At 64.3% G+C, this 20,458-nt stretch carries 21 protein-coding genes and 3 tRNA genes; 12 read left to right on the forward strand and 12 right to left on the reverse strand.

The features are described from left to right. Nucleotide 1: 1 nt before the first annotated feature. The 4 genes from H3H39_RS25925 to H3H39_RS25940 form a co-directional block, all read right to left on the reverse strand. Nucleotides 2-1,150 (reverse strand): HlyD family secretion protein, encoded by a 1,149-nt coding sequence (locus H3H39_RS25925; RefSeq protein WP_182157285.1) that lies wholly within the window; start codon nt 1,148-1,150, stop codon nt 2-4. Between the two features lie 79 nt (nt 1,151-1,229). After that, the gene (locus tag H3H39_RS25930; protein ID WP_182157286.1) at nt 1,230-2,741 is read right to left on the reverse strand and encodes an efflux transporter outer membrane subunit; all 1,512 of its coding nucleotides are present in this window, start codon (nt 2,739-2,741) and stop codon (nt 1,230-1,232) included. 11 nt (nt 2,742-2,752) lie between these two features. Next, the gene (locus tag H3H39_RS25935; protein ID WP_182157287.1) at nt 2,753-4,420 is read right to left on the reverse strand and encodes an MDR family MFS transporter; all 1,668 of its coding nucleotides are present in this window, start codon (nt 4,418-4,420) and stop codon (nt 2,753-2,755) included. A gap of 10 nt (nt 4,421-4,430) precedes the next feature. Next, a complete protein-coding gene (locus H3H39_RS25940; RefSeq protein ID WP_182157288.1) occupies nt 4,431-4,865 on the reverse strand; it encodes a MarR family winged helix-turn-helix transcriptional regulator in 435 nt (144 codons plus the stop codon). 159 nt (nt 4,866-5,024) lie between these two features. Between H3H39_RS25940 and H3H39_RS25945 the strand changes: the two genes are divergently transcribed. Further along, the gene (locus H3H39_RS25945) at nt 5,025-5,798 is read left to right on the forward strand and encodes a transporter (RefSeq protein WP_229218307.1); all 774 of its coding nucleotides are present in this window, start codon (nt 5,025-5,027) and stop codon (nt 5,796-5,798) included. 107 nt (nt 5,799-5,905) lie between these two features. Continuing rightward, nucleotides 5,906-6,376, forward strand: coding sequence for a hypothetical protein (locus tag H3H39_RS25950; RefSeq protein WP_182157289.1), 471 nt, complete (start codon nt 5,906-5,908; stop codon nt 6,374-6,376). A 131-nt stretch (nt 6,377-6,507) separates the two neighbouring features. Here the strand turns inward: H3H39_RS25950 and H3H39_RS25955 are convergent, their stop codons facing one another. Both H3H39_RS25955 and H3H39_RS25960 read right to left on the reverse strand, forming a co-directional pair. Beyond that, nucleotides 6,508-7,224: a sensor histidine kinase gene (locus H3H39_RS25955; protein WP_182157290.1), complete on the reverse strand. Its 717-nt coding sequence runs from the start codon at nt 7,222-7,224 to the stop codon at nt 6,508-6,510. Nucleotides 7,225-7,336: 112 nt separating this feature from the next. After that, complete coding sequence (locus H3H39_RS25960) at nt 7,337-9,028, reverse strand: response regulator (RefSeq protein ID WP_182157291.1); 1,692 nt, start codon at nt 9,026-9,028, stop codon at nt 7,337-7,339. 191 nt (nt 9,029-9,219) lie between these two features. Between H3H39_RS25960 and H3H39_RS25965 the strand changes: the two genes are divergently transcribed. After that, nucleotides 9,220-9,672, forward strand: coding sequence for a hypothetical protein (locus H3H39_RS25965; RefSeq protein ID WP_182157292.1), 453 nt, complete (start codon nt 9,220-9,222; stop codon nt 9,670-9,672). A gap of 8 nt (nt 9,673-9,680) precedes the next feature. Here H3H39_RS25965 and H3H39_RS25970 read toward each other — a convergent pair whose 3' ends face one another. The 3 genes from H3H39_RS25970 to H3H39_RS28115 form a co-directional block, all read right to left on the reverse strand. Beyond that, nucleotides 9,681-10,664 carry a diguanylate cyclase domain-containing protein gene (locus H3H39_RS25970; RefSeq protein ID WP_182157293.1) on the reverse strand — a complete coding sequence of 328 codons (984 nt, stop codon included), beginning with the start codon at nt 10,662-10,664 and terminating at the stop codon, nt 9,681-9,683. A gap of 286 nt (nt 10,665-10,950) precedes the next feature. After that, nucleotides 10,951-12,837, reverse strand: coding sequence for a PAS domain-containing sensor histidine kinase (locus tag H3H39_RS25975; protein ID WP_182157294.1), 1,887 nt, complete (start codon nt 12,835-12,837; stop codon nt 10,951-10,953). 146 nt (nt 12,838-12,983) lie between these two features. Continuing rightward, nucleotides 12,984-13,814, reverse strand: a complete 831-nt coding sequence (locus H3H39_RS28115) for a response regulator (RefSeq protein WP_182157295.1) — start codon at nt 13,812-13,814, stop codon at nt 12,984-12,986. Between the two features lie 427 nt (nt 13,815-14,241). On the opposite strand from H3H39_RS28115, the gene H3H39_RS25985 reads away from it, so the two are divergent. From H3H39_RS25985 to H3H39_RS26020, 8 genes are all read left to right on the forward strand, one after another. Next, nucleotides 14,242-14,318 (forward strand) — tRNA-Arg (locus tag H3H39_RS25985). 164 nt (nt 14,319-14,482) lie between these two features. Next, nucleotides 14,483-14,559, forward strand: a tRNA-Arg gene (locus H3H39_RS25990). Nucleotides 14,560-14,686: 127 nt separating this feature from the next. Beyond that, nucleotides 14,687-14,763: transfer RNA gene (locus tag H3H39_RS25995), tRNA-Arg, on the forward strand. A 144-nt stretch (nt 14,764-14,907) separates the two neighbouring features. Next, nucleotides 14,908-16,053, forward strand: coding sequence for an alpha-hydroxy acid oxidase (locus H3H39_RS26000; protein ID WP_182157296.1), 1,146 nt, complete (start codon nt 14,908-14,910; stop codon nt 16,051-16,053). A gap of 142 nt (nt 16,054-16,195) precedes the next feature. Continuing rightward, the gene (locus H3H39_RS26005) at nt 16,196-16,414 is read left to right on the forward strand and encodes a DUF7661 family protein (RefSeq protein ID WP_182157297.1); all 219 of its coding nucleotides are present in this window, start codon (nt 16,196-16,198) and stop codon (nt 16,412-16,414) included. Between the two features lie 19 nt (nt 16,415-16,433). Continuing rightward, complete coding sequence (locus H3H39_RS26010; RefSeq protein WP_182157298.1) at nt 16,434-16,838, forward strand: hypothetical protein; 405 nt, start codon at nt 16,434-16,436, stop codon at nt 16,836-16,838. A gap of 91 nt (nt 16,839-16,929) precedes the next feature. Then, complete coding sequence (locus H3H39_RS26015; protein ID WP_182157299.1) at nt 16,930-17,298, forward strand: nuclear transport factor 2 family protein; 369 nt, start codon at nt 16,930-16,932, stop codon at nt 17,296-17,298. A 237-nt stretch (nt 17,299-17,535) separates the two neighbouring features. Beyond that, nucleotides 17,536-18,159 (forward strand): glutathione S-transferase, encoded by a 624-nt coding sequence (locus H3H39_RS26020; RefSeq protein ID WP_182157300.1) that lies wholly within the window; start codon nt 17,536-17,538, stop codon nt 18,157-18,159. Here H3H39_RS26020 and H3H39_RS26025 read toward each other — a convergent pair. Genes H3H39_RS26025 through H3H39_RS26035 form a run of 3 tightly spaced genes read right to left on the reverse strand, consistent with a single transcriptional unit; the run spans nt 18,156 to nt 19,885 of the window. Then, nucleotides 18,156-18,935, reverse strand: a complete 780-nt coding sequence (locus H3H39_RS26025; protein ID WP_182157301.1) for a DUF2182 domain-containing protein — start codon at nt 18,933-18,935, stop codon at nt 18,156-18,158. The two genes, H3H39_RS26020 and H3H39_RS26025, sit on opposite strands and share 4 nt — an antisense overlap. Before the next feature lie 15 nt (nt 18,936-18,950). Further along, entirely contained in the window at nt 18,951-19,604 is a 654-nt protein-coding gene (locus tag H3H39_RS26030; RefSeq protein ID WP_311196991.1) for a DUF1326 domain-containing protein, read from the reverse strand. After that, nucleotides 19,601-19,885, reverse strand: coding sequence for a hypothetical protein (locus H3H39_RS26035; RefSeq protein WP_182157303.1), 285 nt, complete (start codon nt 19,883-19,885; stop codon nt 19,601-19,603). Before H3H39_RS26035 ends, H3H39_RS26030 begins: the two co-directional genes overlap by 4 nt. On the opposite strand from H3H39_RS26035, the gene H3H39_RS26040 reads away from it, so the two are divergent. Next, the gene (locus tag H3H39_RS26040; protein WP_182157304.1) at nt 19,884-20,453 is read left to right on the forward strand and encodes a hypothetical protein; all 570 of its coding nucleotides are present in this window, start codon (nt 19,884-19,886) and stop codon (nt 20,451-20,453) included. The genes H3H39_RS26035 and H3H39_RS26040 overlap by 2 nt on opposite strands. Nucleotides 20,454-20,458: the final 5 nt, after the last annotated feature.

The following is a 20,458-nucleotide window of genomic DNA, read 5'->3' on the forward strand; positions in this document are numbered from 1 at the left end:
GTTATTTCAGGTTGCGGGCGATGATGGCGTCGGCGGCGCTGGCCGCTTGCGCCAGCGGCTGCGCCAGCGCGCGCGTGGTGTACACGGGTGCGGACGCGGTGGTGTTACCCAGCATGGGCCCGTCCGTCTTGCTGATGTCCACCACCACCGTCGTCGACAAGCCCACCCGCAGCGGGTGCTGGGCCAGTTCCTTCGGGTCGAGCGCGATCCGCACCGGCACCCGCTGCACCACCTTGATCCAGTTGCCGCTGGCGTTTTGGGCCGGCAGCAGCGAGAACGCGCTGCCCGTGCCGGCGGACAGGCCCAGCACCTTGCCGTGGTAGGTCACTTTGCCGCCGTACATGTCGGCTGTGACGGTGGCCGGCTGGCCGATGCGGATGCCGCGCAGTTCCGATTCCTTGTAGTTGGCGTCCACCCACAGCTGGTCCAGCGGGACGATGGACAGCAGCGGCGTGCCCGCTGCCACATGCGCGCCCACCTGCACGCTGCGCTTGGCCACGTAGCCCGTCACCGGCGCCAGGATGGCGTTGCGGCGGGCGGCTAGCCACGCTTGCGCGTAATCGGCCTTGGCCGCTAGCACGGCCGGGTGCTGGGCCAGCGCCACACCGGCCACGCCGGCTTGGGCGGCGTCGGCCTGGCGCTCGGCCACGGCCAGCGCGGCGCGCGCGTTGGCGACAGCCTGGCTGGCGTGTTCCACTTCCTCGCCCGAGGCGGTATGGTCGGCCGCCAGCGGTTTGCGGCGCGCCAGGTCGGCTTCCGCGTCGCGCAGGATCAGGCGGCGCTGGGCGATGGTGGCGTCGTACTGGGCCACGTCCGCGTAGCGCTGGCGTTGCTGGCGCACGGAGGCGCCCAACCTGGCTTCGGCCTGGCTCAGGGCGACGTCGGCGTCGGCCGCGTCCAGCTGGACGATGGGGCTGCCGGCCTGCACCAGTTGGGTGTCGTCGGCGCGGATTTCCTGCACGTTGCCCGCCACTTGCGACGACAGCGTGACCAGGTTGCCGCCCACGTAGGCATTGTCCGTTTCCTGTTCCCTGGAGCCGACCAGTATGTAGTAGGCGGCGTAGGCCGCGCCGCCCAGCAGGAAGATGGCGGTGATGGCCAGCAGTACGCGCTTGCGCTGGCGGTCGTTGTTGGTGGTTTCGGTGCTCATTGACGTTCCTGGTTTCCTGATTTACTGGTGTGCTCGTGCTTGTGCCCGTGCCCGTGTGCTGGTGCGCTGATCGGCGCGGTCAATTGGTGGCGCGCGTTTGCATGGGCGCGGTGTCATTGCGGTAGCCACCGCCCAGCGCCTGGGTAAGGGCCACTTCGGCCTGCAATTGGGCGTGCGTCAAAGCGAGTGCGCTGTCCTGCTGGCGCAGCAGAGCCAGTTGCGCAGCCAGTTCGCTGCGGCGGTCGGCCAGACCGTGCGCGGCGCGGGACTGCACGCTGCGCAGTTGGGCGCTGGCCGCCTCGGTAGCTTCGGCCTGGCGGGCCAGTTGCTGTTCCACGCCTTGCAGCGCGAGGCTGTCCTGCGCCACATCGCGCACGGCTTGCACCACGGCCTGGTTGTAGGCGGCGATTTTTTCATCGCGCTGGCTGCGCGCGCTTGCCAGCTGGGCGTCCAGACGCTTGCTGTCGAACAGGGGCAGGTTCAGCGTGGGCGCCAGATACAGGGTGCGGCTGGCGCCTTGCAGCAGATGCTGGTACGAGATCGAGTTCAGGCCGAAGGCTGCGCTGAGGTTGATGTCGGGGTAGAACGCGGCCTGTACGGCTTCCGTTTGGCTCAGCGCCGCCTGCACTTGCCAGCGAGCCGCTTGCAGGTCGGGGCGGCGTGCCAGCAGGTCCATGCCCAGATGGGCGGGCAGGGCGTGCGGCGTGGCGCTCAGCGGTTGCGGCTTGAGATCGGCCAGCGCGCGCGCATCGGCGCCCAGCAGGGCGCGCAGCGCTTCACGGCTGGCGCCGGCATCGGCCTGCAACTGGGCTTGCTGCTTCTTCAGTTGCGCCAGTTCCGCTTGCGCCGCGTGCGCGGTGTCGCTGGCGGCCAGGCCACGCGCCATGCGTTTGGCCTGATCCCGCACCAGTTCCGCCTGGACGGCAAGCTGGCCGTTGGTGTTGTCCAGACGCGCCCATGTCGCTTGCAGGCGGAAGTACGTTTGCGCGATGGCGGCGGCCAGCGCCTGTTCGGCGTGGGCGTAGCTGGCGCGCTGCGCGTTCAGTTCACCCACGGCGGCGGCGATCTGGGCGCGGTTCTTGCCCCACCAATCGAAGTGGTAGCGCGCTTCCAGCCGCAGGTTCTCTTCCGTGAAGTAGCTGCCGCCGATGGGGGCGGGGAACAGGCCGGTGCCGGAGTAGCGCTGGCGGTTCACGTCCGCGTGGCCGTCCAGTTCCACGCCCAGCGCGGCGCTGCTGGTGTCGAGCGCGGCGTGCGCGCTGCCGATGTGGGCGGCCGCCACTTCCAGGCTGGGGGCGGAGGCCAGCGCTTGAGTCATCAGCGCGTCGAGCTGGCGGTCGCCATAGCCGGTCCACCAGCGGGCGGCGGGCCAGCCTTGGTGGGCCAGGTGGATGTCGGCGGCCAGGCTGGCGCCGGCCACGTCGCGCTGGGGCAGCGGTGCGCTGTCCTGCGGGATGTGGGCGCAGCCGGCCATGGCAAATGCCAGCAGCGCCAGTGGCGCCAGCCGCGTCGCTGGCGACGGAATCCATGGCGTGATCAGCGACGTAATGATCGGCGTCGGCGCGGGACGTTTGCGGTGTGGGGTGGTCATGGCTGTCATTCTCATTCCGGGGCGGCGTTGTCGGGCGCAGGTACATGCACAGGTGCGAACGCAGGCGCAGGAGTACGGGCAGGAGCACCAGCACCAGCAGGAGCAGGAGCAGGAGCGGGAGCAGGCGCAGGTGCAGGTGCAGGTGCAGGTGCGTGCGCGGCGGCGGCCTTTGGCGGTGGACGTATCAACAGCAGCAAGGGGATCACCAGCAGCGTGAGCACCATCATCAGCCAGAAGTCGTCGACGTAGGCGATCATTGAGGCCTGGCGGGTGATCTCGTTATTGAGCGCGGTGGCCGCTTCCGGCGTGGCCAGGTTGTAGACCGGGCTGTCGAATAGGGCGGGATTGCCATAGGTGATCTTCTCGGCCAGTGTGGCGTGCATGGTTTGGGTATTCCGCACCAACAGGTTCTGCACCAGGGCGATGCCGATGCTGCTGCCGATATTGCGCACCAGGCTGTAGATGGCCGTGCCTTCGGCTCGCATTTCCGGCGACAGCGTGGCGAAGGTGGCGGTGCTGAGCGGCACGAACACCAGTCCCAGCCCCAGTCCTTGCACCACGCCGGGCCAGACGATGTCGCCGCGCGACAGCACCAGCGTGTAGCCGCTCATCCACCACAGCGACAAGGCGGTGATGGCGAAGCCGGTACCCAGCAGCAGGCGCAGGTCGAACTTGCCCACGAGGCGGCCCACCACCAGCATGGCGAACATGGTGCCGAGGCCGCTGGGTGCCGTCACCAGGCCCGCAACGGCGGCCGGGTAGGCCATCAGTCCTTGCAGCATGGTGGGCGTGAGCGCGCGCGTGGCGTACAGAACCATGCCGACGATGAAGATGAACAGCAGGCCGCTGGAATAGTTGGCGTTCTTGAGCAGGCGGTAGTTGAAGAACGACTGGCCAGCCGGGCGCAGCGCCGTGTGGGCGGCGAAATACGCGAAGCTGAGCGCCATGACGATCGTTTCCACCCAGGTTTCCGTGGCGGCGAACCAGTCGTTCTGTTCGCCCCGGTCCAGCAGCATCTGCAGCGCGCCGATGGCCAGGCTGAGGGTGGCGAAGCCGAAGCCGTCGAAGCGCATCCGGCGCGCGGCCGGACTGGGGCGGATGTATTTCCAGATGCCGTAGAAGGCCAGCGCGCCCACCGGCACGTTGATGAAGAACACCCAGCGCCAGTTATAGCTGTCGGTCAGCCAGCCGCCCAGCGTGGGGCCGAGGATGGGGCCGATCATCACGCCCATGCCCCACACGGCCATGGCCGAACCGTGTTTTTCGCGCGGGTTGATGTCGAGCAGGACGGCTTGCGACAGCGGCACCAGCGCCGCGCCGAACACGCCCTGCAGCAGGCGCGCCGCGACGATCTGGCCCAGCGAGGCGGACAGGCCGCACAGCACCGAGGCGGCCGTGAAACCGGCCACGGCCGACAGGAAGATGTTCTTTTGGCCGTAGCGGTCGCACAGCCAGCCAGTGAGCGGGGTGGCGATGGCGGCGGCCACGATGAACGAGGTCAGCACCCACGTGATCTGGTCCTGCGAAGCCGACAAGCTGCCTTGCATGTGTGGCAGCGCGACGTTGGCGATGGTGCCGTCCAACGCCTGGATGATGGTGGCCAGCATGATCGAGACGGTGATCATGGGCCGGTTCAAGCCGTCGGCTGGGCCGCTGTGGGCGGCGCCGGCGGCGCTCATGGGTGAACTTTCACAGCTGCGCCTCGATGCCGGCCTGCAGCGTCTCCAGTACTTCCGTCGCCAGCTTCAGCGCTTGCGGGTCGATATTGCGGAGCAGGTCGGCGCGCAACACGTCCGATTCCGCCTTCAGGTTGCGGTAGATGTCCTGGCCGGCCTCCGTCAGGCTCACCAGCTTGACGCGGCGGTCGGTGGGCGAGGGCGCGCGCAGCGCGTAGCCGGCCTTCACCAGGCGGTCGATGGTGGCCACCATGGTGGGGTCTTCCACGCCGACCAGCGCGGCCAGCCGGGTCTGCGGCAGCGGCGTGGCGGCCTTGGCCACGATGGCGATGGCCATCCAGCTGGCTTGGCTGATGCCCAGGTGCTTGAGGCGGCGGTCCACGGCCAGGCGCCAGCCGCGCGCGGAAGTGTGCAGGGCGGCGGAGAAGCGGTCTTCAATAGAGGACAAAAGGTTTGCTCGCAAATGATTAGAGATCGAACGATTAGGATAGCAGTATTTTTTCTGTGCAGCAAGTTCACATCGGTGCTTGGGTGACTCGGCAATCAGTGATAGGCTGCTGGCTACGAAGCAACTTATTGATCACCGAATAATGTGAAGGAGATCAGCATGATCCAACGTCAAGCCGCATTCCTGCTGGCCCTGGCCGCGCTGGCCACGGTGGCAACGCCGGGCCGCGCCGATGAATTGCAGCCGGTGACGCCGTACCGGCCCTCCGTCTCCAGTCCGGCCCAGTTGCCGGCTCCGGGCCAGCTGGAACTGGAACTGGGCGGACTGGTCACCAAGGCCGATGGCGGGCACCGCAACAGCCTGCCGTATGCCTTCAAGCTGGGCTTCAACGATAGCTGGGGCGTGGTGGTGGGCGGCGAGGCGTGGGTGTCGGCCCCGGACGATAACGGCGGGCGCAGCCACGGCGTGGGCGACACCACCTTCGTGCTCAAGCGCGCCTTCCTGGTCGACAGCGCCACCGCGTTCGGCCTGGAGCTGGGCGCCAAGGCGCCCACGGCCAAGGACAGCATCGGCAGCGGCCGGGCTGATTACAGCGTCAACGGCATCTACAGCCACGATTTCGAGGCGATCCACATGGATGCCAACCTCAACCTGACCCGTCTTGGTGTGTGGGAGGAGGGCAGTGGCCGCACCCAGACCGGGCTGTCGGCCTCGTTCTCGACGCCGGTGTCTGACCGCTGGGGCATGACGGGCGAATTGTCGGGTACCCGCCGGCGCGGCGCCGACCGCACGGCCCAGGCACTGGTGGCGGCCGCCTACAGTCCCAGCAAGTACCTGACGCTGGACTTCGGCATGGCCAAGGGCTTGAACCGCGCCGCGGCCGACTGGTCGCTGTTCGGCGGCGTGGTGCTGCCGCTGGCCCGTTTGTGGTGATGTGTACGCTAGCGTACGGTGCGCGCGCCTGTCTCCCGGTTAAAATGTCATTCTCGCTAGCATTACGCGGCGGATTTTAATTTTTATAACAAAGAAAGAGCACGCTGATGAAACCTCTGATTCTTGCCGCCAGTCTGCTGGCCCTGTCCTCCACCGCGATGGCGACCGATGTCGGTGTGTCCATCAGCGTCGGCGAGCCCGGCTTTTATGGCCGTATCGACCTGGGTAATTATCCGCAGCCGCAAGTGCTGTACCGTGAGCCCGTGATCGTGCAACGCCCGGTGCGCTATGTGGAAACCGCGCCCATCTACCTGCGCGTGCCGCCTGGCCACGCCAAGCACTGGGACAAGCACTGCCGCGAATACAATGCCTGCGGCCAGCGCGTGCTGTTCGTGGATGATAACTGGTACCAGAAGGAATACGCGCCGCGCTACCGCTCCGAGCATGGCGACCGCGGCCGCGAATATCGTGAAGAACGCCGCGATGACCGTCGTGACGACCGCCGCGACGACGACGACCATGGCCATGGCAAAGGCCACGGCAACGGTAAAGGCCACGGTCACGGCCACGACGACTGATAGCCGGTTCAGGCGCGGCACGCTGGTTTGACGCCGGCGTGCCCGCCATCGGCGGCGATCGCACGGTCGCCACCCCGCCGCCCGCACCCGCACCTGCACCCGCTGCAAGGTGGGGCGCGCCCGGACGCCCGTCAAGCCGCGCTGAAGGGCTTAGGCAGCACCACCGTCAACGTCGCGCCATGCTCATCATTGGCGGCCAAGGTCAATTGCCCGCCCAGGTGGGCCGCCCGTTCGCGCGCCATGCGCAAGCCAAATTTTCCGGTGGCCGGCAAGGCGCCGCCGGCTGGCAGGCCCACCCCGTTATCGCGCACCGTCAACACCAGTTGGTCTTCGTTGTCGTCGACGATCACGTCGACGGCCGTGGCACCCGCATGGGCGGCCACATTATCGAGCGCTTCCTCCAGCGCGCGCAGCAACACCACGCTGTGGCCGCGCGGGCAATCCAGGTCTTCATCGGGCAGGCTGCAATGGACGGCCAATTGATGGCTGGCGCTGAACTGCGCCACCTGCTCGGCCAGCGCCACGCGCACGCCGAGAAATTCCAGCTTGTCGTTCCACAGCCGGTGCTGCATGTCGCGGTTCACTTCCACGACCTGGTGCAGCAGCTGCTTCATGTGGGCGGCCCGTTCCTGCAAGGCCGGTTCGGCCGGCATTTTCTGCATCAGCAGGCCGAGGTGCATGGTGAGCGCCGTCAGTGACGAGCCCAGGCTGTCGTGCAACTGGCGCGATAGCGAACGCCGTTCATCGTCCCAGCAGGTATGCACATGGCCGAGCAGTTCGCTCAGCTCCGCGCTGCGTTGCGCCTCTGGCGCGGCGGGATCGGTCGGTGGTGAAGCCTGAACGGGCATGGCGTACTCGGTTGATGGTGGAACAACGGATTGAAGCGATCATACCTGAGGATCGAAAATTCTGGCGCACTGCGAACGCGACAGTAGCGATGGGTGCCGTCAATTGGTGGCCTCAGTCCACCGCCTGGCCCATGCAATGGCCTATCACTTGCAGCAAGTGTTCCACGTCGACCGGCTTGACCAGGTGCAGGTCGAAGCCGGCATCGAGCACGCGCTGGCGGTCCTCGGCCTGGCCGTAGCCGGTCAGGGCCACCAGTTTGATATCGCGCGTGGCCGGGTCGGCCCGCAGCCGGCGCGCCACTTCGTAGCCATCCATGGCCGGCAGGCCGATGTCGATCAGGGCCAGGTCGGGCCGGCAGCGGCTTGCCAGCTGCAAGCCCTGGTCACCCGCGGCCGCCTGCTGCACCGCGTAACCGTAGCAGCCCAGCATCATGGCCATCATTTCGCGGCCATCGTCGTTATCCTCGATCAGCAGCACGGTGGGCTTGTCGGCTGGCGCCAGACGCTGCGCCGCCGGCGCGGCCGGCACACCGTGCGCCACGCGCGGCAGGCGCAAGGTGAAGGTGCTGCCGGCGCCGTCGCCATCGCTGTCGGCCTGCACCTGGCCGCCGTGCAGTTCAGCCAGCCGGCGCACCAGCGACAGGCCGATGCCCAGGCCGCCCTGGGACCGGTCCAGCGTGCTGGCGCCTTGCACGAACACGTCGAACACCTGGGGCAGCAGCTCGGGCGCGATGCCAACCCCGGAATCGTGCACCGTCAGCACGGCGTCGTCGCCATCGGTGCCGGTGCGCAGCTCGATAATGCCGCCAGGCGGGGTGTACTTGAGGGCGTTGTCGAGCAGGTTGCTGACGATCTGTTCGATCCGGGTGGCGTCGCCGTCGACCCAGGCCGGCTCCAGTTGTTGGCGCAGCGTGTAGCCGGCGCCGCGGCCGGTGGCGCGGCAGGTTTCCAGGCAGCCCGTCACCAGCGCGGCCAGGTCCATGGGCGTGCGGCTGAGCAGGATCTTGCCCGACATGGCGCGCGACAGGTCCAGCAAGTCGTCGACGATGCGGCCCAGGTGCTGGCTCTGGCGCTGGATGATCTGGCGCGCGCGGGCCGCGCCTTCGGGCGTGACGCCGGGCAGGCCGATCAGGGTGGCGGCGCTGCTGATGGCGCTCAGTGGATTGCGCAGCTCGTGGCCCAGCATGGCCAGGAATTCGTCCTTGGCGTGATTCTGCCGTTCGGCCGACTTGCGTTCTTCGATCTCACGCGTGAGCCGCTTGTTGGTGCCGGTGAGCGCGGTAGTGCGCAGGCTGAGCTGGCGGGCCTGCAGCCTGAGTTCCTCATTCTTCATGGCCAGCGCGACGAAGACGGCAATCTTGGCGTGCAGTACTTGCGGGATCACGGGCGTGAACAGGAAGTCGACGGCGCCGCACTGGTAAGCCTTGAGCCGGTCCAGTTCGTCGGTCAGGAAGGCAGTGATGAAGATGATGGGAATGTTGGCCGAGCGGGCCCGCTGGTGGATGGCTTCGGCCGTCTCGAACCCGTCCATGCCGGGCATATTGACGTCGAGCAGGATCACGGCGAAATCGTGCCTGAGCACCTGGCGCAGCGCGTCCTGGCCCGAGCGGGCCGGCAAGACTTCATAGCCTTCCTGGTCGGCCCACTGGGCCAGCAAGCTGGTCAGCGCGAACAGGCTGGCGGCGTCGTCGTTCACGACCAGGATCTTCGGTTTGTGTAGTGTGGACACGGGATCAGGCCTGTCGGTCAGGGCGCGGCACGGGGCGGCGGCGGGCAGGGCAGCGGCGGCGGGAAGGGCTGTCATGAGGCCGTCAGGAAAGTGCTGGTCGATCATAGCAATAGCATTTACGAATGTCAAAACCGTACCGCTATCGTACGCGAGGCGGCCCATGGGGCACTGTTCGTTGGCGCACAGACGGCGGGGGCGGCCGCCTCCACAGTGCAAGCTGTAGCCGGTGCAACATCGCGCCGTCTCAATCGGGGAGGGATCGCATCATGAACCTGAAGACCTTGATCAACGATGATTATGCGGAATTGAGCATGCGGGCCCTGGCCGGCGCCCCCGTCACCGCGTTGCGCAGCATGAGCGCGGACGGCGCCGAGGCGCTGGCGCGGGTGTTTGCCGTGCACACCGTGCGCGACCTGGCGCGGCTCGATTGCGTCAAATGGGCCACCGTCATCACGGCGCTGGCCGACGAGGAACCACCCACGCCGGTGGAGCAGGCCAGGGAAACCTTGATCGACGAGGCGGTGGAGATGACGTTTCCCGCCAGCGATCCGCTGTCGGTGGACGCCGGCGTGACGCGCATCGAAGTGGCGCCGGAAGTGGTGGGCGGGCACGACGATCACCAGCACGCAGGGCAAGTGGAGGAAAGCACGGCCCATGGCTTGCGGCATGGAACCGCAACGGGCGGGCGCGCGGCGGGGACGCCGGCCCGTAGCCATTAGCGGATGGTTCAGGCCGGGGTGGACAGCATGCTGTGCTGCTCCGGCGCGCTGGGCAGCGGGGCGGCCAGCGAGGCCGCGCAGCACCGGTTTTTTCCGGAGCGCTTGGCTTGATACAGGGCCATGTCGGCCACGCCGATCAACGCATCCACCGAGTCGGCATCGTCCGGGAACAGGCTGATGCCGATGCTGGTGGACAGCTTGAGCGTGAGGCCGTTGATCTGGTAGGGCTCCGACACCGCCTCGATCAGCTTGGCGGCCGGTTCCTGGGCATCGTGCAAGGTCGATATATTGCCCAGCACGATCACGAATTCATCGCCGCCCACGCGGGCCACCGTATCTTCCTTGCGCGCGCAACCGGTGAGGCGGCGCGCCACCATCTTGAGCACTTCGTCGCCATAGGCGTGGCCATAGGTATCGTTGATGCCCTTGAAACCATCGAGGTCCAGATACATGACGGCCGCCTTGTCGTGCTGGCGCCTCGCATGTTGCAGTACGGTGGCGATGCGGTCTTCCAGCAGGCGGCGGTTGGGCAGGCCCGTGAGCGGGTCGTGCAGCGCCAGTTCCTGCTGCTGTTTGCTGTATTGAGCCAGTTCCTTGTACAGCAAACGCACTTCCAGCATGTTGTGGATGCGCTTGTGCACTTCCAGCAGGTCGAACGGTTTGCTGATGAAGTCGCGGGCACCGGCTTCCAGCGCGGCGATCTTGAAGCTGGGCTGGGCCGTCAAGGCCAGCACCGGCAGGTAGCCGCCCTGTTCGATTTCCTTGAGTCCCTTCATGACCTGGAAGCCATTCAGGCCCGGCATTTGCAAGTCGAGCAGGATCAGGTCGTAGCAGTGCTGGCGGTGCAAGGGGCACACCTGTTCCGGCAACATGGTGGAGGTCACGTCGGTATAGCTGGCATCGCGCAGAATTTCCAGCATCAGGTCGATATTGTCGGCACAATCATCCACCACCAGAATCTTGGCGTTCAGGATTTCATCTCGGCTCGGCATAGTATTCTCTGTCATTGCAGACGCCCCGGCACCCCGCCGGCGGCGTAATAAATCGATAATAACGCGCCCGGTTGAGACATGGCGCACGCGAGAGCAATTATTTCCACATGGAAATTATTGTACCGCGTTTTGATCCTTTTTAAAGTGTAGCAAACGCACAGAAAGTTGCTGTAGGACAGTGCCCCATGTGCGGGTAGGATTTGACTGTTGCTGCGTGGTAAGTTGATAGGACACTCATCCCGGCGCCGCGCGTCCCGTTAGCATAGTGATATTGTTTAATTATAAACTAAGTCAGGCGCGGGGCAGCGCAGGCCGCGCCGCTGCCTGGCGCGCCGGGCTGGGCCAGCGGCAGGCGCACCGTGAAGCAAGCGCCGCGGCCTTCACCCTCGCTGGCCGCGCCGACGCTGCCGCCATGTTGTTCCACCAGGTGCTTGACGATGGCCAAGCCCAGGCCCAGCCCGCCATGGCGGCGCGTGGTGGACGAGTCGCCCTGGCGGAAGCGTTCGAACACATGGGCCAGGAATTCGGGCCGGATGCCCACCCCGTTGTCGCTGACGGCGATTTCCAGCTGGCCATCGGCCTGGCCCACGCGCACCGTGATGGTGCCGTCGCGCTCGGTGAACTTGAGCGCGTTGCTGAGCAGGTTCCAGATGATCTGCTGCAGCCGGCTGGGGTCGGCCGCCACCTGGCCGGCCAGCGGATCGAAGTGCCGTTCGATGCGGATCTGGCGCGCGTCGGCGGCCGGCTGCGCCGCATCGATGGCGGCCTCGGCGATCGTTTGCGGCGCCAGCAGTTGCACTTCGAGCCGCACTTTGCCGGAGGTGATGCGGCTCATGTCGAGCAAGTCCTCGATCAACTGGGCCTGGGCGCGGGCGTTGCGTTCGATGGTTTGCAGGCCGCGCTGCACGTCGGCCACCTCGCGGCTGCCGCGGCGCAACACCTGGGCCCAGCCCAGGATGGCCGTGAGCGGGGTGCGCAATTCGTGCGACAGGGTGGCCAGGAAATCATCCTTGAGGCGGCTGGTGCGCTCGGCTTCGGCGCGCGCGCAGCGTTCGCTGTCGAGCAATACCTTGCGCTCCTCGGCCGCATGCTGGGCCGCCGCATACAGGCGCGCGTTGTCGATCGCGACGGCGGCCTGGGCGGCGATGCCGCCGATGATGCGCTCCGTACGCTCGCTGAACATGTCCGGCTCCGGGTGGCCGAAATACAGGCTGCCCACCACTTCGCCCGAACGCGACACGACGGGCACGGCCAGGTAGCTGCGGATCACGGGCGACATGGCCGCGTCGTCGCGCATGGACTGGGCATGGCGCGGGTCGCGCAGCAGGTCGTTGCTGCGCACCGTGCCTTCGCCGCGCAGGCCGATGCCGAACAGAGGGCTGGCGCGGGGCCGGCCGAAACTGGGGAATTGCGCTGGCGCGCTGCCGGACAGGGCGTGCAGCATCTGGGGCGCGCCTTCCGCGTCGCCGCTGTGGTAGTAGAACGCGCCGTAGCGGGCGCCGCTGATACTGGTGGCCGCGTCCGTCACTTCCTGCAGCAGGGACGGCAGGTCACGGGTGGAGGCCAGCGCGCTGCCGGTGCTGTTGAGCAGTTCGAGCACGGTCGTCTCATCCCGCAAGGCTTCCTGGGCGCGCTTGACCTGGTCCACGTCGGTGCTGGTGCCGAACCAGCGCAACGCCGGGCCGCCGCCATCGCGCACGGGATTGGCGCGGGTCAGGAACCAGCGGTACTGACCGTCCGCGCCACGGATCGGCACTTCCATCTCGAATGGCTGGTCGCTGGCCAGCGAGGCGTGCCAGCGCGCCATCAATTGCGGCAGGCAGTCCGGCGCGTAGACGGCGGGCCAGCCGGCCACCCCGGTCTGCTCGGGCGTGGTGCCCGTGTAGGCATACCAGCGCTCGTTGCACCAGATCATATTGCCATCGCGTCCCGCGATCCAGGCCAGTTGCGGCATGGCGTTGGCCAGTGCCCGCATTTCTTCCTCGCCCAGCCGCAAGCGGTCGCGCAAGGTTTGCTCATTGCGCAGCAGGGCCGTGTTGCGTTCCTCGGCCTGGCGCAACGATTCCCGCAGTACGGCGACTTCGGTATCGTGGTCGTCAGCGGATGCGGCGGACTGGATAGTTTTTGCCGGGGCGAAACGGACGCTGCCCGTCGGCTCAGTGGTTAAGGTCATGGGTGAGTCGTTGCCCTTGTGAAGCGGTGCAATATCGGCCAGGCCAGCGGGACGAGATGAGACGTGCGGTTTCTTTAGGCCGATGACAATATTGTAGCTGGCCCGACAAGCGACGGGGCACACGATAGCCGCGCCGTGGTGTCGGACTATTTCGCCTCATCGTGTAGGCGGCGGCCGATAGTGGTCAGGGCATGTTGCAATTGCGCCAGTTCGTAGGGTTTCTGCAAGGTGGACACGGGCCAGGGCAAGTGGCGCGTGAGCGCGTCGCCATAGCCGGACACGAATAGCAGTTGCAGGGCGGGATGACGGGCCAGCGCCTGGCCCGCCAGTTCCACGCCGGACATGCCGGGCAGGCTAACGTCGGTGAACAGGATATCGACCGGCCCCTGTTCCAGCGCCGGCAGGGCGGCCTCGCCGCTGGCCACGGCCCGGACCTCGTGGCCCAGCGCGCGCAGCGTTTCGCAAGCCAGGTAGCGCGCGTCGGTATTGTCTTCCACCACCAGGATGCGCAGCGGAGCATGGGGCGGCGCGCTCGCGGGCACGGTAGCCGCTGGCGTGAGCGTGCACAGGATGCCGGCCACGGTACCGTCCGCATCGCGCACCGGGGTGTAATACAAGTCGCACGGCAGTTGGGTGGGCGCGCCGTCGCGCCATACGGTCAGCGGCTGGGCGCGGTAGCTGGCGCTGTGGCCGTGCCAGGCATGGTCGATGACGGCGGCGCTCCAACTCCAGGCCGGCGGCAACACGGACGGCACATTGCCACCGGGCGCTTGCAGGTTGGGCATGCCGTTGAAGGCGGCGTAGGCATCGTTGTAGAGCATGACTTGTTCGCGGCCCCACATCAGCAACATGGGGGTGGGGCAGTTGAGCAGGATATCGATCGCCGTTCGCAGTCCCGGTGGCCAGCAGACGGGCTCGCCCAGACAGGTGAGCGACCAGTCTGGGGCAGGGGGCACGACGCTGTCGGACAGGTTCATGCTTAAATCGTACACCAATTGGCAGCCTGAACCTACGGACAAAAAAAAGCCCGCTACGGAAGCGGGCTGAATCTATTTCCTTGGAGGAGATAGAGGAGACAGGTGAATGATGCCGGAATGCAGTTATAGATGCCAATTTAGACTTGTGATACAAGGCATCACTGGCATGAATGAAGCAAGTCGATTCCCTGGCGGCCATGAAAACGGTGGGTGCGCGGTGTTAGTTGGCAGAAGGTGCTGGACAAGCACGGTGAACCTCCCTATAATCTTGCTTCTTTCGGACGGCAAGCCTTCTGAAAGAGGCAATAAACGCGGTTTTTACGTTATTGCGGAGTAGTTGATTCGGTGGTTGTATCGCCAAGCCAACTAAGCGATTGAAAATATCGCACTTTGCAAAATTTAATTAATGCGTTACAATGTTGCTTAAGCGGCTGTAGCTCAGCTGGATAGAGTACTTGGCTACGAACCAAGGGGTCGTGGGTTCGATTCCTGCCAGCCGCACCAGAATATTGGGATCAGATCGTCGGGTCTGATTGTAGTGTCAAGTTGTACCGGGGTTCGCCCCACAGGGAGTACGTCACCATCGTATGACGTTGCAAGAAGTAGAGTGTGGCATTTCTTCAAGGAATGTTTCGCGAAGCGGAAAACCTGTTATAATGTTGTTTTTTGCGGCTGTAGCTCAGCTGGATAGAGTACTTGGCTACGAACCAAGGGGTCGTGGGTTCGATTCCTGCCAGCCGCACCAGAATATCGGGGTCAGATTGCAAAATCTGACCCCTTTTTCTTTTCCGAATGTGTTTCATCCGCGGGGAAGTGAAAGCCACAATTTCCTATTGGCATACACAAACACCCCTGCTATAATCTTGCCTCGCGCGGCTGTAGCTCAGCTGGATAGAGTACTTGGCTACGAACCAAGGGGTCGTGGGTTCGATTCCTGCCAGCCGCACCAGAATATCGGGGTCAGATTGCAAAATCTGACCCCTTTTTCTATTTCAGCTTCCGTTTCCCTCCTGTATTGCCTTTCCCACATTCTTATTGGCTTTTGCAATGAAATAGCCGATGATCTGAAGCATCATCGAAGAGGGAAGTGTTCATGACCGTCATCACCTGCATAGAAGACTTGCGCGTCCTGGCGCAAAAACGCGTGCCGCGCATGTTCTACGATTACGCCGACGCCGGTTCCTGGACGGAATCGACCTACCGCGCCAACAGCAGCGACTTCGCCGCCATCAAATTTCGCCAGCGGGTGGCCGTCAACCTGGAAAACCGCACGCTGAAAAGCACCATGGTCGGGCAGGAAGTGGCCATGCCGGTGGCGCTCGCGCCCACCGGGCTGACGGGCATGCAGCACGCGGACGGCGAAATCCTCGCCGCGCGCGCGGCCGAACGCTTCGGCGTGCCGTTCACGCTGTCCACCATGAGCATCTGCTCGATCGAAGATATCGCCGCCCATACTTCCCAGCCGTTCTGGTTCCAGTTGTATGTGATGAAGGACCGCGAGTTCATCAACCGCCTGATCGACCGCGCCAAGGCCGCGCGCTGCTCGGCGCTGGTGCTGACGCTGGACTTGCAGGTGCTGGGCCAGCGCCACAAGGATATACGCAACGGTTTGTCGGCGCCGCCCAAGCTGACGTTGGCCAACATCGTCAACATGGCCACCAAGCCGCGCTGGTGCCTGGGTATGGCCGGCACGCGGCGGCGCAGCTTTGGCAACATCGTCGGCCATGCTTCGTCCGTGTCGGACATGTCCTCGCTGTCCGCCTGGACCAACCAGCAGTTCGACCTGAGCCTGTCGTGGAAGGATGTGGAATGGATCAAGCAGCGCTGGGGCGGTAAGCTGATCATCAAAGGCATCATGGATGCCGAAGACGCAAGGCTGGCGGTGGAGAGTGGCGCCGATGCGCTGATCGTCTCCAACCACGGCGGGCGGCAACTCGATGGCGCGCAATCGTCGATCGGCGCGCTGCCAGGCATTGTGGAAGCGGTGGGCAAGCGGATCGAAGTGCACATGGACGGCGGCATCCGCTCCGGGCAGGATGTGATCAAGGCGCTGGCGCTGGGCGCGCGCGGCGTGTATATCGGCCGGCCATTCCTGTACGGGCTGGGCGCGATGGGCGAGCAGGGCGTGAGCAAATGCCTGGAGATTATCCGCAATGAGCTCGATTTGACGATGGCGTTTTGCGGGCTGCGCGACGTGCAGCAGGTGGATCGGAATATTCTGTTGCCGGGGACGTTCTAAATTGCGGCAAGGGTTTAGTTGATTGCCAAGAATGCAAGTGTGCGGTACGCTTTGGTATTCCGCGCTGTAGGGTGGGTGATGGATGAGGTGCATTTTTTGAAGGGAAAGCGTGCCTCGATTCCTGTTTTGTTGATGGTGACCAATGAGCGAGTTTAAATTCAATATTTTTGGCGCCCACATCGCCGTGACGGGGGAGGCTGGTTCATGGCGTGCCTTTATTCTTGGCGCGGAGGGCAAGCGCAGGGCCGCTGATTTTGTGGTGCCGGACGACGTGGCGGAACATGAGCTGTGCGAATATCTGGCCGACCTGTTTCATGAACATGCGACGCCGAGGAATAGCACGGCCAAACAATTGCTGTAGCGCGTACTGGCAGGTGACCATGAGACGCGCGATCTTACTTGTCACTTCTCTACTTGTCGCCTCGTCGGCGCTTGCTCAGGTATCTGCGGCTGCCAATTCTGGCATTGAAGGTGCAAGCCAATTCATCACATCTGATGGCGCATACCTCCTGCATTCGGTCCAACGAAAAACGCCGAATGTGTTACGGATGCACCATGGCGATGATGACGTTTCGAAGGTGCAGAAAAGGACGCCGATAAATCCGCAAGCGATCGAAACAACGCTATCAATTGCGCTTGCGCAAGCTTGGAAAAGAGGATTTATCGAGGTAGGCGTGGAGGAAACCAGGCGAGTGCTTTTGGAATGCCAGCAAGAAACCTCGGTAGTGCTAACCATGCCATTTATGCGCAGTGATGCGCAGCAGGCGCACTGTTATAGATTTTAATGCGTCATGGATGGCTCTCGTTGTCGGGATCCAACCTCGACAGGAATGAACGCTTAACCCCACATTTCAAGAACAATCGGACAGAAATCGCATGGAAAATACTTCGCCGCTCGCCGTTATTCAAGCGCAACTCGACGCATTTAATGCCAAGGATATCGACGCGTTCCTAAGCACCTACTCACCGGACGCCGAGCAGTTTGCATTACATGGCGAACGGCTTGCGAAGGGTCATGCTGAGTTGCGACCGCGATATATGGCCCGGTTCGAAGAGCCGAATCTGCTCGCCCGACTGTTGTCGCGCACGGTGATGGGCAATATCGTGACCGACCTTGAACTTATTACCCGCGATTTTCCGGAAGGCCCAGGTACACAAGAGATGTTGTGCATCTACGAAGTCGTGGATGGGCGCATCCAGCGGGCCTCGTTTGCCCCTGGCCAAAAGATCCTGAAACACCGGTGAAACATCGGTATCGAAACATCGGTGTCACGAAACATCGGTGTCAGGTCTGTCATTCGGACACGTGAGCATCATCTTTGAGCAAGATCAATATCGTTTCTAAGATCTATGGATATGAAACCACTTTTTATGAAATCGAATACCATTTGCGCACTTTGAGATATATCAAATGCGCACGCTGCTTGTCCAATTGTCAGACCTGACACCGGTTTTTTAAACTATCACCCCAAGGAATCCACCATGCCACAACTCAAACTGACGTATTTCGACTTCCATGGCGGCCGCGCAGAGCCGGCGCGCCTGGCGCTGCACATCGGCGGCATTCCATTTGAAGACCACCGCTTCGCTTTCCCCGAATTCGCCGAGTTGCGTAAGGCCACGCCGTTCGGTCAGGTCCCCACGCTGCATGTGGACGGCACGCTGGTCACCCAGTGCGACGCCATCCTGCGCTACGTGGGAAAATTGTCCGGCCTGTACCCGAACGACCCATTGCAGGCCCTGCTGTGCGACGAGGTGACGTACGTGGTGGAAGACGCCAATGACAAGCTGAGCCCCACCTTCCGCATGGCGGGCGAGGAGCAGAAGGCGGCGCGGCTGGCGCTGGTCAACGGTTCCATGCCGGTCTACCTGCGCTGGCTGGAGGCGCAGTTGCTGGCCCATGGCGGCCAGTTCTTCGCCGATAACCGCCTCACGATCGCCGACCTGAAAGTGTTCGTCGATGTGCGCAACCTGAACTCGGGCCGGCTCGATCACGTGCCGACGGACCTGGTGCGAAGCGTGGCGCCAGCGCTCAACGCGCACCAGCTACGCATCGCCGATACCCCGGAAGTCCTGGCGTACTACGCGAAATTCAACGCCGCCTAAGGCGACAGCAGCGTCGCCACCCCCCAGGCGATGAAGACGACACCGGTAGCGCGACTGATCCAGTGGCCTGGCGGTGTCAGCTTCTCCACCAGCACATACACGGCCAGTCCAGCGATCCAGACCAGGTTCATCACGCCGCCCACGAACAGTAACAGCATCAGCGGCCAGCAGCATCCCACGCAGAATGCACCGTGCCGGACGCCCATCCGGAACGCGCCCAGGCCGCCGCCGCGCCAGTTGGCCAGCACGAATTCCAGCGGTGACTGGCAGTGGGCAAGGCAGGTGGATTTGATCGGCGTCCACTGATACACACCGGCCGCGACGAGCGTCAGGCCAGCCAGCACGATGCTGGTGCTTTCCATCATGGGCGACAACAAGGCCGCCCGTTCCAGTACATACTGCAGCGCGACGGCCGCCACGCTGAACAGGCTCCACACGGCCAGGTAACCGAGCGCGAACAACGCGACCGCATAACCCGGCCCGGCGCCCTGCTGCGCCGCTTTCCTGCGAACGATGGTTCCATACAGCAGCAACACGGGCAGGGCGCTGGGCAGCATCATGGCCACCATCATGACGATCCACATGCCCAGCATGATGAGGGCATGGCCCGCCGTCCACCGCCCGGCGCTCATGGGCATGAGCATGCCGTCCATTTCCTCCATGGTGCCGGCGCCGGCCAGCAGGTAGGCCCACGCGATGGCGACCACGAGCATCACCGCCGCCACCGGCGGCAGCCGTTCGTGGCGCAGCACGCGCGCCAGCATTGCCGCAGTCATGGCCAGCGCCGTGTGCTAGCCCAGCACGCCCGCCGGACTCTGGATCACATGTGCCAGCGTACTGTGTTTGGCCTTGGTGACGAACGGCACGGCGCCGATGCTGTCGATATCGGACGATGCGATCTGCCCCTCGCGGTGTTCAAAGCCATCCGGCAGCAGGACGGCGCCACGGAACGGCGCACCCGTCACGGGGTTCTTGATCGGTTCCACCTCCGTCGTCAGCACGCCGGGGATGACCACGCGGGCCTTGCGCTCGCGCAGGTCGAACTCGAAGCGGAACGGCGCGAACACGGGCTCGTGCATCTTGGTCACGATCAGGCTGAAAATCTGGAACAACGTGCCTTCCTGCGAGTTCTGGCCCGACAAGATGGCGAACAGGGCGTCGCGCTGTGCCGCCGTGGCGCGTTCGTCGATGATGGGCTGGGCCTCGCCATTGCCCTCATGCAGCGCGCCCGGAAAGTGCACGGTGACGCAGAATGACAGGCCATCGAGCCGCGTCGCTTCGAAATAGCCGGAAGTGATATGCATGGCGACCAGTCCTTTGCAATATCCCTCGGTCGGTCTTGCGTTAAAGTCGCACGGGCACCCGTACGCGCAGTTGCAGTTTTTTACCCAGTCGCCTTCCAGGCGCCAATCTGCCGTTGCCATGATCGCCTCCCCGAATGTCATTCACGCGGTAACGCCGCATGCTTCACTCTAGGTCGCGTCCCGGTAAACACAAGTTGATCCTGCTGAGACAGGCGCACCGTTGAGTAATGAATGAATTCGCTGTTGAGCCAACGTGAACTATATTGAAAGCTGCATCGGCCGGCTTTAGCGGCGGCGCAATTCAGCTTCAGCAGGAGGGCAAGGGTGCCCTTGGGTGCGCCTGTTTCCATCGGGGAGAAGAAGATGTGCAAGCGAACTGTTTTGATGTTGTTACTGGCGACAGGCCTGGTCGGCGCGAGCATGAGCGCGTATGCCCAGTCCGGGCAAACCGCTTTCGGCCGGGCGACCGTGGAGCCAGCCGTGAACGCCGCGGACGGCAGCACCGTCTATCTGCTGACGCCATCGAAGGCGCCATTCCCGTCCATGTCCAACCCGCGCGCGGCCGCGCCGCTTTATCTGCCGGCGTATCCCAGTAATTCGACCATCAATCCGGCCACGCTGAACTGCCAGCCGCACAATTGCGACCACGTGAACGTGCTGCCGTTCCCGGCGCCCGGCTATCCGAATGGCGGTGCCGCCTGCGTCCAGTTTGGCTATCCGGCCAACCAGTGCGCACTGTTGATCGGCCATGACCACCTGATCGGCGTGCCGCACACCGGCGACTTCAATGTGGCCTGGTCCGTGATCCTGGTAGTGTTCACGCCGGAAGGCCTGGCCGCCGGTGCCGCCAATCACCGCACGTTGACGCTGGTGGACATCGCCACGCTGGTCACCAAGGGCTGGGCATACGAGGTATCCACGCCCATCACCTTCAACTGCAGCATCGTGCCCGCGACGGTCTACTACAAGGGGACGCCGCTAAGCTTTTGACTGGG

This window comes from Rugamonas apoptosis (assembly GCF_014042355.1).
Taxonomy (GTDB): Bacteria; Pseudomonadota; Gammaproteobacteria; order Burkholderiales; family Burkholderiaceae_D; genus Rugamonas; species Rugamonas apoptosis.